8 protein-coding genes are annotated in these 15,725 nt (G+C 66.7%); 4 read left to right on the forward strand and 4 right to left on the reverse strand.

All coding sequences use genetic code 11. From position 1 onward, the window contains the following. Nucleotides 1–21 precede the first annotated feature (21 nt). Nucleotides 22–1,296 (reverse strand): hypothetical protein, encoded by a 1,275-nt coding sequence (locus ACSQ2B_RS07805; RefSeq protein WP_436048779.1) that lies wholly within the window; start codon nt 1,294–1,296, stop codon nt 22–24. 990 nt (nt 1,297–2,286) lie between these two features. Between ACSQ2B_RS07805 and ACSQ2B_RS07810 the strand changes: the two genes are divergently transcribed. Next, a complete protein-coding gene (locus ACSQ2B_RS07810) occupies nt 2,287–4,413 on the forward strand; it encodes a family 16 glycosylhydrolase (protein WP_436048781.1) in 2,127 nt (708 codons plus the stop codon). A 74-nt stretch (nt 4,414–4,487) separates the two neighbouring features. Here ACSQ2B_RS07810 and ACSQ2B_RS07815 read toward each other — a convergent pair whose 3' ends face one another. Next, entirely contained in the window at nt 4,488–5,783 is a 1,296-nt protein-coding gene (locus ACSQ2B_RS07815; protein WP_436048783.1) for a hypothetical protein, read from the reverse strand. A gap of 437 nt (nt 5,784–6,220) precedes the next feature. Between ACSQ2B_RS07815 and ACSQ2B_RS07820 the strand changes: the two genes are divergently transcribed. Together ACSQ2B_RS07820 and ACSQ2B_RS07825 are read left to right on the forward strand one after the other, a co-directional pair. Next, nucleotides 6,221–9,031, forward strand: a complete 2,811-nt coding sequence (locus tag ACSQ2B_RS07820; protein WP_436048785.1) for a family 16 glycosylhydrolase — start codon at nt 6,221–6,223, stop codon at nt 9,029–9,031. A gap of 546 nt (nt 9,032–9,577) precedes the next feature. Further along, nucleotides 9,578–12,409 carry a family 16 glycosylhydrolase gene (locus ACSQ2B_RS07825; RefSeq protein WP_436048786.1) on the forward strand — a complete coding sequence of 944 codons (2,832 nt, stop codon included), beginning with the start codon at nt 9,578–9,580 and terminating at the stop codon, nt 12,407–12,409. A 48-nt stretch (nt 12,410–12,457) separates the two neighbouring features. Here ACSQ2B_RS07825 and ACSQ2B_RS07830 read toward each other — a convergent pair whose 3' ends face one another. Beyond that, nucleotides 12,458–13,090 (reverse strand): WcaF family extracellular polysaccharide biosynthesis acetyltransferase, encoded by a 633-nt coding sequence (locus ACSQ2B_RS07830; RefSeq protein WP_436048788.1) that lies wholly within the window; start codon nt 13,088–13,090, stop codon nt 12,458–12,460. Between the two features lie 153 nt (nt 13,091–13,243). Between ACSQ2B_RS07830 and ACSQ2B_RS07835 the strand changes: the two genes are divergently transcribed. Further along, entirely contained in the window at nt 13,244–14,323 is a 1,080-nt protein-coding gene (locus tag ACSQ2B_RS07835; protein WP_436048789.1) for a hypothetical protein, read from the forward strand. Between the two features lie 12 nt (nt 14,324–14,335). On the opposite strand, the gene ACSQ2B_RS07840 is transcribed toward ACSQ2B_RS07835, so the two are convergent. After that, nucleotides 14,336–15,595: a glycosyltransferase family 4 protein gene (locus tag ACSQ2B_RS07840; RefSeq protein ID WP_436048790.1), complete on the reverse strand. Its 1,260-nt coding sequence runs from the start codon at nt 15,593–15,595 to the stop codon at nt 14,336–14,338. Nucleotides 15,596–15,725: the final 130 nt, after the last annotated feature.

Here is a 15,725-nt window from a genome sequence, read left to right on the forward strand (position 1 = left end):
ACCTGGATTGCGCAATGCTCGCTAGGCGCTGACCGCCGCCTCGGCCTCCTGCGCCCTGGCCCGGGAGGTGGCGGGGCGCGCCCGAGGCGGGGCCTTCGCCGCCACGCGCGGCATGCTGAGCAACAGGACCACCATGAATATCGGGACCGGATTGAGCAGGTATCCGCCCGTAAAGTTGATCACGACGAAAAGCCCGACGGCGAGAGCCGTGCTCGGCGCGCGCCAGATGGCCGCGATGAAGAGCAGGAGATAGGCGAGCGTCGTCAGGGCGCCGTACTCGTCCAGGAGCTTGACGATCGGCCACGAGCTCGCCTGGAACGCCGACATGTTTCCCGCGCCGGACCCGGTCACCAGGCGCTCGGGGTCCATGCTGAGCTGATTGAGCTGGCGCAAAGGCGCGACGATCCGCTCGGAGGCGCTGGTCCCGGGGCGGCTCAGCTCCGCCAGTCGGCTGGCCGCGAGCTCGGCCCCGCCGAACGCCAGGGCCGCGATGAGCGCAGACGCCGCCAGCACAAGGACGATCATCAGCATTTTCGGCTTCATCCGGCGCAAGATCCAGGGCGCCGCGACGGCGACCATGACCACGCCGGTCGCGCCGAGGCAGGCGATCAGGGCGCCGCCGTAGAGGCCGATGCGCAACGGACGGCTGAATTCCGTAAGCTCCAGGATCAGGGCCGCGGCGAGGAACATCGAGACAAACGAAGGTTCCAGGAAGAAAAAGCCGTTCGGTCGCACGAAAGCCGCCCCGTACTGGAACGGCGCCTCGTAGATATAGCCGGGCAGCAGGAGCTGGCGCGGCGCCAAGGGCTCGATGCTCAGCGTGGTGCCGAGGCCGAAGGCGAACTCCCAGCCAAGCTGCACGAACACCATGACGGCCCCGATCACCATCACGTTCTGAAACGCCTCGATCACCCGTCGATAGTCGCCGATCGACATCTTCCAGATGAATATCATCGGAAAGTAGAGAACGATGAGCATCAGGAAGCTAGGCGCCGAGAACGGACGGCCGACGAGGAGCTGGCTCGTCAGCGCCACCAACAGAAGAAGACCAAAGGTGAGGACCCGAATCAGACTCACGCCCAGAGTCGAGGTCACCATCGCGACGCCGAGACCGACGTAGAGCAGCGGGATGAGGATGCTGATGCTCAGTGCGCCCGCGGGCAGGGCGAACTTCTGCAGCAAGGCCACGATCGCGAACTCAGCGACGAAGAAGGCCATCAGGACGAAGGTGTCGTGCCGAGCGCGTCGTGACCCACGCGACAGCGCGCGCGGACGGAGGGGATCGGCAGCCGTCATCGGACGCTCCTACTCATCAAGCACCGATCGGTATCGGCAGTACGCACATCCAGCAATGAGGCGTTAGAAAAGCTTGTACGCGGGCATCTCCGCGTTGTGCAAAGATCGCTCCGCTCCAGGGTGAGAGCCTTGGCTGCGTGACAACGACGCATCAGCGCCTCGCGAACTGTTTCGGCCGCGGCGATGCCTGAGGAATGGATCGTCTCCGCGATAGCTGGACGACGGCGGCAGGACCATCACCGATCGCATCCGCCACGACGCTGTTCATCATGTCGATGGCGATGTTCGCACGAGTCGCCGCTGGACGCGGTCGCCGAGCTCAGGTGAAGCCGGCGGACCATCTGCTCATCGAAGCGGCACTCGCGGTCGCCCGATCGGGGTCGGTCGCGCTCCGGCGGCGCGTGGAAAAGCCCGCGAGGCGGTGCGGCCAAGCTGGCCCGGGCCCGCCTGCGCGACACCCGGAGCCGCGTCTGGCGCGCCGCCGTCTCCAATCTGAAGGCCTGACGCCGGGCGTCGACCCGGCCGTTCCGGCGAAATCTGTCGCGACCAGGCGGACACATTCGATTTTTCACCGGGCGATCCGGAGCTGCACGGGGGGGCCGACGACCGTCTGCGGCCGCGCCTCGGGCGGCCACGCGGGCCGGCCAGCACGGTCGGTCCGCGCCAGTGAAGCGCCATCACATCAAAAGCTTAGACTCGCAGCGGCCGGGGCGGCGCGGAAACCCCGGGCCGGCGCCGGCGCGCCGGTCCCCAAGCGCGCCCGGACGCGAGCCTGCAGGTGTGCGCCCGCCAAACCTGGCCGCGACAATCTGACCAGCATTAAATGTTATGAATCGAGATCAGTGTGAGACCTAGTCGCCGAAAGTGGAGAAATGTTAGTGTCTAAATAGATTCTGACTCGTTCGAGAAAGAATCTCCACTTCATCAACTCAATCTCGCCACATTTTCGCCACTTCAGGCGGTGTTGCGACAATCTTGGGCAAGACGTGCATGGCTAGTGGTTACACAAATTATACTGGGACCTTCCTCCCACTCAGCGCCGCTTACAAGACGACGATCTGGGCGAGCGGAACCTCGACGGTCACGGCCGGATCCTCGCCCACACGTCTGGTCGGCAGCGGCCAGGGCAATGTCCTCATCGGCGGCAGCGCTGACGACACGCTCGGGATCAACAACATCCGGGACAGGGTCACGGGAGGCGGCGGCGTCGACACGGCGATCGCCACGGTCGATGTGGTCCTGCCAAGCGACGTCGAAAACCTGACGATGGACGCCCGCTGGTCCCCGGTGTTCGGGATCGCCAACAACGGCGCCAACATCGTCAAGGCCGCGACCGCCAACGTCACCCTCGACGCCAAGGGCGGCAACGACGTGATCTTCAGCTATGGGAAGAACGACACCTTCATCTTCGAGCAGGGCTCGGGCAAGGATGTCATCTACAACTTCCACACCGGCGCCACCGACAGCGACATCGCGCGCCTGGAGGGCTACGGCTTCGACAGCTTCTCCGAGGTCAAGGCGGCGATGACCCAGACCGGGTCGGACGTGCTGCTGAAGCTGTCGTCGAGCGACGCGATCCTGTTCAAGAACACCACGATCTCGGCCTTCAGGACCGAGAACTTCGAGGTCTCGATCGACCCGTCGAAGCTGAAGATGACCTTCTCCGACGAGTTCAACGCGCTGTCGCTGCAGAATAAGAGCGCCGGCGGCGGCACCTGGGCCACCAGCTTCGCCTGGGACCGCTACGTCACCCTGTCGGCCCACACCATTCCGAGCGAGCAGGAGGTCTATGTCGACCCGCAGTTCGCCGGAAGCGGGACGACCGCGCTGGGGCTCAATCCGTTCAAGGTCAGCAACGGCGTCCTGACGATCACCCCGTCGGCGACGGCGGGCGCGGTGAAGTCGGCGCTGTGGAACTACGACTACACCTCGGGGCTGCTGACGACGAAGGGCTCCTTCGCCCAGCAGTACGGCTACTTCGAGATGCGCGCCGACCTGCCGGAAGCCAAAGGCGCCTTCCCGGCCTTCTGGCTGCTGCCGGCCGACGGCTCCTTCACCGCCGAGATCGACATCATGGAATATGTCGGCGAGGCCAACACCGTGCACAACACGGTGCACTATGGGCCCGACGGCGCGCACTGGACCGCCGACAGCTTCAAGAGCTACGTCGCCGACCTCGCCAGCGGCTTTCATACCTTCGGCCTGCGCTGGACCGCCCAGACCCTGACCTGGTACGTCGACGGGACCCAGGTGGCGCAGGTCGCCACGCCGGCCGGCGCCCAGAAGCCGATGTACATGCTGGCCAACTACGCCGTGGGCGGCGACTGGGCCGGCGACATCGCCGCCAACGCCACCCTGCCCGGCATGTCAATCGACTACATCCGCGCCTACAGCCTGGACGCCGCGCCGGCCTCCTCGCCCCCGCCGACCGACAGCTCCGGCGGCGGGACCGGCAGCGAAACCATCGCCGGCGACAGCGCCGCCAACTACCTGGTCGGGACGTCCGGCGCGGACACGATCACCGGCGGCGGCGGCGGCGACACCCTGAACGGAGACGGCGGAACCGACAAACTGGTCGGCGGGACCGGCAACGACGTCTACCTGCTCGGCTACAGCCCGGACACGGTCGTGGAAGCGGCCAGCCAGGGCCTCGACACGGTGAAGACCGGCGCAACCTATGTGCTTCCCGCCAACGTCGAGAATCTGACCCTGACGGATTGGGGCCGGGCTGTCGGCATCGGCAACGCGCTCAACAACGTCATCGTGGGCAACGGCGGCGCAAACTACCTCGACGCCGGCGCCGGCGCCGACACCATCAACGGCATGGCCGGCGCCGACACCATCATCGGCGGCGTCGGCGCCGACAGGCTGACGGGCGGCGGCGGCGGGGACACGTTCGTCTTCCGCCCGGGCGACGGCGACGACACGATCGTCGATTTCGCCAAGAGCGCCGGCAAGCTCGACCTCTCCGACTACCTGGAGGACGGCCTCAAGCCGAAATTGGTCGGCAGCGGCGCGAACACCTACGTCCAGTTCTCCAACGGAGACTCGATCAACCTCCTGGGCGTCACGCCCAGCCACCTGTCCGCCACGACGAGCGGATTCATCTACGTCTGAGGCGTCACGGCCGATCCGATCGGCCTTGGAAGCGATCCAGGGATCTGGATCGCTTCCGCACGCCGGCGGCGGGGTCAGCTCGCGCGCGGCTTCGCGGCGTCCAGCGCCATCGGCAGGCCGAAGGATTCGACGAAGCTGCGCGCCGCATGCGGCTTCTGATACGGATCCCCAGGCTGGCCCAGTCGCGGGCTCGGCCGGCCGGTCCGGTGGACGACGTTGTCGGAAGATCCCAGAAGACAGTGCCCGTCGGGGGCGTCGGTCTCCCAGGGAAACAGGACCACGAACCGCTTCTGCTCGACCCAGCGCGAAACCCGCTCGTGGATCGCCGGCCAGAACAACGGATCATCGCCACCGGCCTTGCCGCCGTAGACGAGATAGCGGCCCTGCGCGTCCTTCGGGATCCCCTTGTTGTCATAGCCCGTGCCGCACTCGAAGATGGCGATCGGTAGGTCGTGCTGGCGCGAGAGCGCATCGACCTCGTCGAGCCGACGGCCATACTCCTTCATGCCCCTGAGCTTCAGCATCGCCAGGGTCTCCGTCGTTCCCATCGTCGCCGTGGGCCGCAGCGCCGCCGTCCAGTCGGCGTTGTAGATGTTCACGCCCAGCATGTCGGTCTTCAGCCCCTTCAGGAGGCTGGGCATGGACGCCATGCCCTGGGAGCTCTGGCGCCCGAAATTGCAGGCGATCTTGGCGTCCGGGAGGATCGACTTCACCAGCGCCGCGAACAGGTTGAAGCGCTCGATCGCGACGGCCTGGCGCCCCTCCTCCACCCGGTCGGTGAACCAGGATCCATCCCATTCGATCAGGTGGCGCCAGATGGTCGCTTTCGGCCCGGCGCTGGCGATCCGCTTGACCATGGTGCGCACGGCGTCCCAGTAGGGCTTGGCCGGGCCGTCGTAACCCTGGGCGACCTCCGCGTGGGTGAACGGCGGCACGTCTCCCGCCGGACCGCCCTTCTCGCGCGGCGGCGACCCATAGACCGCGATGACCAGGGTCTCTCCGGCGGCGATCTGGCTCTTCAGGTCGTAGACGCAACGCCGTCCGTTGTCGGCGAAGGCGGCCATCGGATAGGGCTTTCCGTTCGGCTGCGGCATCCAGCGCAACAGCGGTTCGCGGCTGCCGAACCACATCACCCCGCCCTTGGGCGCATATTGCAGGAGGCCGCGTAGATTGCCGCGGCGGCCGGCCGGGTAGTAGCCGAGATAGGGCTGCAGAGGGTGCGGCCCCTGCACCGTGCCGAAGGACCAGTCCGCCTCTTCCGGAACCCTTGGTCCCCCGCGGCCGCGCGCAGCGGGCTGCGCGCGCGCGCAGCCGCCGACACTCGAGAATCCGAAGGCCGCCAAGCTGGCCAGGAATTGATCTCGTCTCATGATTTACTCCGCCCGTGCGGGCACAAGGACTCTCGTTCTAGCCGTCATTGTGGCGCAGGCGACGACGACCTCGCGGCGCCGACGCCTGCTCGAAACAAGGGCTAGCATAGTGGCGGTCGTGCGACCCGTCGCCAGCCCCCCCAGCACGGAGCGGCCTGCACGGCGCTGGCGCCTTACAGGGCGCGATCCGACCAAATTGCAGCAAAGCGGCTTCCCCGTCCCAGCCCGTCAAGCGTCGCCATACTTTCACCATACGACGCAATGAAAGCGGTCTAGGGCATTAGTTCGCGTTCGAACTAGGTCCTCGTCAGCCGCTCAAAGGCGAGGATCACCAGGGGGGTTTCTCAAAGGTCACGGCGCACGCATCGGCGGGCGGCGTCACAAATTCACACGGCATCAGTCCTGATGTCGCGCGCGACGCTTTGGGGGAAGAGCGGTTGGCCAGCGGGTACACGAACTACAGCGGCGTTTTCCTGGCGCAAAGCGCTGCCTACAAGACGACGATCTGGGCCAGCGGGACGGCGACGATCACCGCCGGGGCCACGCCGACGCGCCTGATGGCCAACGGCAAGGGCAATGGCCTCGTCGGCGGAAGCTATGACGACACCCTAGGCGTCAACAGCCTCAAGGACAGGTACAGCGGCGGCGGCGGCGTCGACACCGCGATCGCCACGGTCGACGCGGTCCTGCCGAGCGACATCGAGAACCTGACGATGGACGCCAGCTGGTCGCCGGTGTTCGGACTCGCCAACAACAGCGCCAACATCGTCAAGGCGGTGACCGCCAACGTCACCCTCGACGCCAAAGGCGGCGACGACGTGATCGTCAGCTTTGGAAAGAAGGGCGCCTTCCTGTTCGAACAGGGCTCCGGGAAGGACATCGTCTACAACTTCCACACCGGCGCGACCGACAGCGATATCGTGCGCCTGACCGGCTATGGCTTCGACAGCTTCGCCGAGGTCACCGGGGCGATGACCCAGACCGGGACCGACGTGCTGCTGAAGCTGTCGGCGAGCGATCTGATCCTGTTCAAGAACACGACGATCTCGGCCTTCACCGCCCAGAACTTCCAGCTGTCGATCGACCCGTCGAAGCTGAAGCTCACCTTCGCCGAAGAGTTCAACACGCTGTCGCTGCAGACCAAGAGCGCCGGCGGCGGCATCTGGGCCACCAGCTTCGCCTGGGACCGCTACACCACCCTGTCGGCCCACACCATTCCGAGCGAACAGGAGGTCTATGTCGACCCGCAGTTCGCCGGAACCGGGACGACCGCGCTGGGGCTCAATCCGTTCAAAGTCAGCAATGGCGTCCTGACGATCACCCCCTCGGCGACGGCGGGCGCGGTGAAGTCCGCGCTGTGGAACTACGACTACACCTCGGGGCTGCTGACGACGAAGGGCTCCTTCGCCCAGCAGTACGGCTACTTCGAGATGCGGGCCGACCTGCCGGAAGCCAAGGGGGTCTTCCCGGCCTTCTGGCTGCTGCCGGCCGACGGCTCCTTCACCGCCGAAATCGACATCATGGAATATGTCGGCGAGACCAACATCGTGCACAACACGGTGCATTACGGTCCCGACGGGGACCACTGGGTTGCGCCATCCTTCAAGAGCTACGTCGCCGACCTCGCCAGCGGCTATCACACCTTCGGCCTGCTTTGGACGGCGGAGACCCTGACCTGGTACGTCGACGGGACCCAGGTCGCCCAGATCGCCACGCCGGCCGAAGCCAAGAAGCCGATGTATATGCTGGTCAACTACGCGGTGGGCGGCGACTGGGCCGGCGACATCGCCGCCAACATCACCCTCCCCGGCATGGCGATCGACTACATCCGCGCCTATAGCCTCGCCGCCGCGCCGGCCTCCTCGCCGACGCAGGGCGGCAGCGGGGCCGACACCCTCTCCGGGACGGCCGGCGCCGAAACCCTCACCGGCGGCGCCGGAAACGACACCTACACCGTGGGGACCGGCGACACGGTCGTCGAGGCCGCCAACGGCGGCGCGGACACCATCAACACCTCGATCAGCTACGCCTTGGGCGCGAACGTCGAAAACCTGACCCTCACCGGCTCGAGCGCGATCAACGGGACCGGCAATTCGCTCAACAACGTCATCACCGGCAACAGCGCCGCCAACGTCCTCACCGGCGGCGGCGGGGTGGACACCCTGGTCGGCGGCGCCGGCGACGACAGCTACGTCCTGAACTCCGCCTCCGATACGGTCATCGAGAACGCCGGCGGCGGGACCGACACGGTCAACATCGGTTCGACCTACGTCCTGACCGCCAACGTCGAGAACCTGATCCTCACCGGCTCAGCCGCCATCGCCGGCACGGGCAACGCGCTCAACAACTCCATGGTCGGCAACGGCGCCGCGAACACCCTCACTGGCCTCGCCGGGAATGACACCCTGAACGGCGGCGCGGGGATAGATCGGCTGGTCGGCGGGACCGGCAATGACCTCTATGTCCTGGGCTTCGACGCCGACGCGGTCGTCGAAGCCGCCAGCGAGGGGGTCGACGCCGTCACCGCCAGCTTCAGCTACACCCTTGGGGCGAATGTCGAGAACCTGACCCTCACCGGCCCCTACGCCATCTCCGGCACGGGGAACGCGCTGAACAACGTCCTCACCGGCAACGGCTCCGTCAACAACCTGACCGGAGGCGACGGGGCGGACACGCTGAACGGCGGCGCCGGCAACGATCGCCTGGTCGGCGGCGGCGGGAACGACACCTATGTGCTGGGCTCCGAGACAGACGTCGTCGTCGAGGCGGCGGGACAGGGCGTGGACACGGTCACCACCAACCTGACCTATGCGCTCGGCGCCCACGTCGAAAACCTGACCCTGACAGGAACCTGGGCCGCCTACGGCTACGGCAACGACCTCGCCAACGTCCTGACCGGCAACGACGCCGCCAACCGGCTGGAAGGCCGGGCTGGCGCCGACACCCTGATCGCCGGGGCCGGCGCCGACACCCTGGTCGGCGGCCTGGGGGACGACCGGCTGACCGGCGCAGGCGCCGCCGACACCTTCATCTTCAACAAGGGTGACGGGCACGACATCATCACCGACTTCGGAAACGGCGCCGACCTGCTGAACCTGAGCAGCTATCTGAGCGCCGGCTACAAGCCGACCCTCGTCGTCAGCGGTTCGGATACGCTGATCCAGTTCTCCACGGGCGAGTACGTGAGGTTGCTGGGCGTGCTGCCGAGCCAGCTGACGGCGACATCCGGCGGTTTCATTCACGTCTGAGCAGCCGCCAGAGTCCGGCAGATCAGCGACCGCTTCGCTGGGCGGGCTCAAATGCAAATCAGGCGACAAAGTGACGCAGAATTGTATCGCGTCCAGACTAAGCCACATCAATGCTGAGTCAGGCGCCGGCCGCATAACAACGCGAAGAGCCGGTTTCGCGCCGTAGCGCGCGCAAAACGCCTTAAAATCCCTACCACCGCTGCACATTACCCCAGAATGCAGCCAAAAATTGCGCCGCGACGGGCCTCGCGACGGCTGCGACATCAAACTGTCGCTCAAATTCCTGCGGACCACCTACCAGACGGAGGACAATACGTCACATCTGCAATTGTATCGGAACCGCTACAAATCATGCCTAAGTTTAACCACACAAGAATCACAACAATTACACAATTAAGACCACGCCGACGGATCTATGCTCAATTTGCGCGCTTCCCATTTATGTATTGAGCATCTTTCTGTCGCAAACGGCAAACACATACCGGCGTTCTGAATATTTCCACTTGATATTCACTCGAACGTCCGCCCGACAGTTGGAGATCAGAGTTGGCGAGCGGGTACACGAACTACAGCGGCGCCTGGCTGGCGACGAGCGCGGCCTACAAGACGACGATCTGGGCCAGCGGCACGGCGACGGTCACCGCCGGGGCCACGCCCACCCGTCTGGTGGCCAGCGGCCAGGGCAATGTCCTGGTGGGCGGGAGCTACGACGACACCCTCGGGATCAACAGCCTCAAGGACGTGTACAGCGGCGGCGCCGGCGTCGACACCGCGATCGCCACGGTCGACGTGATCCTGCCGAGCGACATCGAAAACCTGACGATGGACGCCACCTGGTCGCCGGTGTTCGGGGTGGCCAACGCCAGCGCCAACATCGTCACGGCGGTGACCGCCAACGTCACCATCGAAGCCATGGGCGGCGACGATGTGATCATCAGCTACGGGCAGGACGGCGCCTTCATCTTCGAGACGGGCTCGGGCAAGGACATCGTCTACAACTTCCAGACCGGCGCGACCGACAGCGACGTCGCCCGGCTGGCCGGCTACGGATTCGAAAGCTTCGCCGACGTCACCGCCGCGATGACCCAGACCGGATCCGACGTGCTGCTGACCTTGTCGTCGAGCGACCTGATCCTGTTCAAGAACACGACGATCTCGGCCTTCACCGCCGACAACTTCCAGCTCTCGATCGACCCGTCGAAGCTGAAACTGACCTTCGCCGACGAGTTCAGCTCGCTGTCGTTGCAGACCAAGAGCGCCGGCGGCGGCATCTGGGCCACCAGCTTCGCCTGGAGCGGCTACACCACGGAGTCGGCCCACAACATTACCGGCGAGCTGGAGGTCTACGTCGATCCGCTGTTCGCCGGGACCGGCACGACCGCGCTGGGGCTCAATCCCTTCGGCGTCAGCAACGGCGCCCTGACCATCACCGCGGCCCTGACCCCGGAGGCGCTGAAGTCCACGCTGTGGAATTACGACTACACCTCGGGCCTGCTGACGACGAAGGGCACGTTCGCCCAGCAGTACGGCTACTTCGAGATGCGGGCCGACCTGCCGGAGGCCAAGGGGGTCTTCCCGGCCTTCTGGCTGCTGCCCGCCGACGGCTCCTTCACCGCCGAAATCGACATCATGGAATATGTCGGCGAGACCAACATCGTGCACAACACGGTGCATTACGGTCCCGACGGGGACCACTGGGTTGCGCCGTCCTTCAAGAGCTACGTCGCCGACCTCGCCAGCGGCTATCACACCTTCGGCCTGCTTTGGACCGCGGAGACCCTGACCTGGTACGTCGACGGGAACGAGGTCGCCCAGATCGCCACGCCGGACGAAGCCAAGAAGCCGATGTACATGCTGGCCAACTACGCCGTCGGCGGAAACTGGGCCGGCGACCCGACCAGCTCAGATCTCCCGGGCCTGGCGATCGACTATATCCGCGCCTACAGCCTGGACGCGGCCCCGGCGGCCTCGCCGACCGTCGGCACCAGCGCCGCGGACACCCTGACCGGCACGGCCGGCCCCGACACGATGACCGGCGGCGCCGGCAATGACCTCTTTTACGTCGGCATCGCCGACGTGGTGGTCGAGGGGGCGAGCGCGGGAACCGACACCGTCAACGCCTCCGTCACCTACACCCTCACGGACAACGTCGAGAACCTGACCCTCACCGGCTCGACCGCCCTCTCCGGGACGGGCAATGCGCTGGACAACCTGCTTACCGGCAACAGCGCCGCCAACACCCTGACCGGCGCCGCCGGCGCGGACACGCTGAACGGCGGCTCCGGCATCGACCGCCTGGTCGGGGGCCTTGGCGACGACCTCTATGTGCTCGGCACAGACCTGGATGTCGTCGTGGAAACGGCCAGTCAGGGGACCGACACCGTCAATGTCTCCGTCAGCTACACCCTCACGGATAATGTCGAGACCCTGACCCTCACCGGCTCGACCGCCATTTCCGGGACGGGCAATGGGTTGAACAACCTGCTCACCGGCAACAGCGCCGCCAACACCCTGACCGGCGCCGCCGGCGCGGACACGCTGAACGGCGGCTCCGGCATCGACCGCCTGGTCGGGGGCTTTGGCGACGACCTCTATGTGCTGGGCTCAGACCAGGATGTCGTCGTGGAAACGGCCAGTCAGGGGACCGACACCGTCAATGTCTCCGTCAGCTACACCCTCACGGACAACGTCGAGAACCTGACCCTTACCGGCTCGTCCGCCATTTCCGGGACCGGCAATGCGTTGAACAACCTGCTCACCGGCAACAGCGCCGCCAACACCCTGACCGGCGGCGACGGCGCGGACACGCTGAACGGCGGCTCCGGCATCGACCGCCTGGTCGGGGGCCTTGGCGACGACCTCTATGTGCTGGGCTCAGACCAGGATGTCGTCGTGGAAGCGGCCGGTCAGGGGACCGACACCGTCACCACCAATCTGAACCACAGTCTCGCCGTGACCGTCGAAAACCTCACCCTGACGGGCGCCTGGGCCGCCTACGGCTACGGCAACGACCTCGCCAACGTCATCACCGGCAACAGCGCCGCCAACCGGCTGGAAGGCCGCGCCAACGCCGACACCCTGATCGGCGGCAGCGGCGCCGACACCCTGTTGGGCGGCGTCGGAAACGACAGCCTGACGGGCGGCGCCGGCGCCGACGTCTTCCTGTTCAACAAGGGCGATGGGCTCGACGTCATCACCGACTTCGGCGTCGCCGACGTGCTCGATCTGAGCACCTATAAGAGCGCCGGCTACACGCCGACCCTCGTCCTCAGCGGGTCGGATACGCTGGTCCAATTCTCCACCGGCGAATACGTGCGCCTGGTCGGCGTGCTGCCAGGCGAGCTGACCGCGACGACGAGCGGCTTCATCCACGTTTAGCGGGCGCGTCGGATCGCCCGGCGGGCGCCCACCGGCGCCGCGTCCGACTCACGCCGCCGCGGCGTCGTCGCCTGGCGTCAACGAAGGGTCGCGGCTGCCTACGACGCGAGCAGGATAGCCTGCCAGGATGGCATAGGGCGGCGCGTCCCGCAGCAGGGTAGACCGCGCGCCGACCACCGCGCCGCGACCGACGGTGACCCCGGGCGCGACGAAGACATCCGAGGCGATCCAGGCTTCCGCCTCGATGCGGATCGGCTTGGCGAAGATGTCGAAGCCGACCGACCGCAGATCATGGCTTCCGGTGCAGATGTAGGCGTTCTGCGAAACGCAGGCGCTCTCGCCGATGTAGATCTCGCCCAACGTATAGAGCTCGACGAAATCGCCGACCCAGGCGTTGTCGGCGATGGTCAGCTTCCAGGGATAGGTGACCCGGGCGGTCGGACGAACGATGACGTTCTTGCCGATCTTCGCGCCGAACAGGCGCAGCAGCCAGTTGCGGAAGCCGTAGAGGGGCTGAGGCGACCACAGGAAGAGGGTGTCGCGCACCGTCCACCAGATCAGCACCATGATCGCCGAGCGCCCCCGGAAGTGGTCTGGCAGGCGGAACTGGCTGAGGTCCTGAACACGAATCAGCGGCGGCGCATCGCCATCGACCGAAGGAGCGCGGGGCGACTGCTGCATATCTGAACCCTGTTGAAACCGGCGCGAACATTAGCCGCCGGCGATCAACTGTAAATTGGACAAGGCAGGCTGGGCCGTGCAAATCCACCCGCGTGCCCGGCCCGCTCGGCCAAGGGCACAATCGTTGCAGGCGAAGGGCCGCAGAGGCGAAGGATGATGCGTTGCTTGTTCGTCCGGCCCCAGCTCTCCGCGGAGGCGAGCGGCGGCGACGAGGTCGTCTATCGTAAGATCCTGGCCAATCTGCAGTCGCTGATGGACGTCGACGTCCTGGAGCTGGAGCCGGTCGGCAAGCTGAAGAAGTTCCTGGGAATCCTCAGCGGCGCGCCGCCGGAATGCACCCGCTACATCAGCGGCCGCAACGCCAAGCTGCTGGAAGATCAGCTGCGCACGACCGCCTACGACGTCGCCCTGTTCAACAACGAAGTCACCTTCCCTGTCTCCCCCGTCGCCAAGCGCATGGGCGTGCGGCGGGTGCAGATGGCGCACAACGTCCATTCGCTGATCGCCCGGACGGACCCGTCGCCCGTCGGCCGGATGATGCTGCCGTTCGCCCTGGCGTTCGAGCGGCGCCTCTACGCCGACCCCGGCATTGAGCTCGTCTGCATCTCCAAGGCGGACATCCAGGGTCTGGAGCTGGCCGGCATCCGCGCGAAGAGCCTCTGGCTGGCGCCGCCGGGGGCGCCGCCTGCGGAAGCCCTGTCGCCCTCGGCGCAGCTGACGCCGGAGATCGTGCTGACAGGCTCCTACGCCTGGTGGCGCAAGCGGCGCGACCTGGCCGCCTTCGCCGCGGAGCCCTCGCCCGGCCTGCCGATCCTGGTCAGCGACCCCTCGGCGGCGGAGACGCTCGGCGCGCTATCGCGCCTCGTGGTCCCGTCCGAGATCGACTGGGCGGGCGGGATCCGGCTCGGCCTGGTCACCGACCGGTTCGTCGGCGGCTTCAAGCTCAAGTCCGTCGAGTACGTGGCGCGCAACTGCGTCGTGCTCAGCTATTGCGACATCGGCGCGGAGTTCGAGGGCCTGCCCCACAGCGCGAAATTCGTGCGCCACATCAAGAGCTCGACCGAGATCGGGCGGATCCTGCAGGAGCTGCGCGACCAGCCCGGCGAACAGCTCGCGGCCGAATTCGCCGCCTTCAAGGCGGCCTGCCTGGAGCGGTACGACTGGAAGCGATGCCTTCGGCCCATCGCCGCCGCCGTGCAGGGCGATCTGACGGCCGAGCGTTTCGCCTTCTGAGATCCAGCCGGGCTAGCTCTGGGCGGCTTCGACGACCTTCCGGCGAGGCGTCGTGGCGCTGACGGACGCCGTGGCGGACCCCGCCGCGCCTCCGGCCAGACCGCCGGCCACATCGGCCCCGACCTCGCGATAGACCTCGATCACCTTGGCGGCGACGTCCGCCCAGGTCTGCAGTCCCTCAAAGAGCTTCCGGAAGGCCTCGACGTTGGCCTCGTAGGCTTTTGGATCCTCAGCCAGGGTGCGGAGGCTCTCGGCGAGCGCCTGGGGATCGTGCGGCGGAACCACCGCCCAGCGCCGGACGTCCGGCGGCAGCGGCAACTCGGCGAAGCCGCCGACATTGCTGACCAGGATGGCCTTGCCGTAGCGCAGCGAGGTTGGGAAGGTCCCGCTGGTGTCGATCTCATGGTAGGGGAAGACGACGAGATCGCAGGATCGCAGCTCGGCGTCGATCTCGGCGTCGGTCATGAAGCGAAGCTCGAGCGAGGTGCGCTCGCGCAGGTCCGGCTCCGCCGCGCGCGCCACCAGGGCCGAGGCGTCATAGAAGGCCTTGCCGACGACGCGAACCTCGATCGGCCGCTCCGTCGAGATCGCCCGGGCGGTCGCCTCCAGCAGGGTCTCGACCCCCTTGTACGGCTTGATCGCGCCCCACAGCAGCACCCGGAAGGCGTCGCCCCGTGCGTGCGGTTCGTATTCCTGCCGCAGCGCCAGCGGCGGATGGCTGATTTGGTGGATCTTGTCCGGAGCCACCCCCCGCGCCAGCAGGGTCTTCCGCGTGGTTTCGGTGTGGGCGAAAACCGCGTCGGCGGCGCGATAGGCGGCGAAGAAGTCTTCCTCCCGCACCGCCCGCGGACGCACCCCGTGCAGGGGGACCGAATTGTGCACCGTCACCACCACCGGACAGGTCCGCTCCAGCGCGCGGATCGCCAGCCGATCCAGCGCCGGCAGCACGAACTGGGAGAAGTGCACGCAGTAGGGCCGCTCCTGACGCGCGCGCCAGACCAGCTTGGCCAACCCCAGTGCGTGCTCCAGCCCCTTCACCAGCTTGGCCGCGTTTCGCCCCGCCCCCTTGGCGAAGCGCATCGCCCATTCGCCGAGCGGATAGAACAGCGGATCGTAGACGATGTTCGTCGGCGGCAGCTCCTCGCCTGGGCGTAAGGGGCGCGCCACCAGCCTGACCGCCGCGCCCTGGTCTGCAAGCGCTTCCGCCAGGTGGTAGGCGTAGGCGCCGCTCAGCAACGAGGAGTCCACGAGCCAGCATTCACGTTTCGTCATGGCGCTCTCGCAGATCGTCGGCGGGAGCCGACGGCAGGGGCAGGTACTGTGCGCCGCCGCCCTCGGCAAGGGCAAGGCGCGCGCCCGGCTCCAGGCTCAGCTTTGAGCAGTTGATGCACAGGCAGGCCTC

The organism is Phenylobacterium sp. LjRoot225 (assembly GCF_964252855.1).
In the GTDB taxonomy this organism is placed as follows: domain Bacteria; phylum Pseudomonadota; class Alphaproteobacteria; order Caulobacterales; family Caulobacteraceae; genus Phenylobacterium.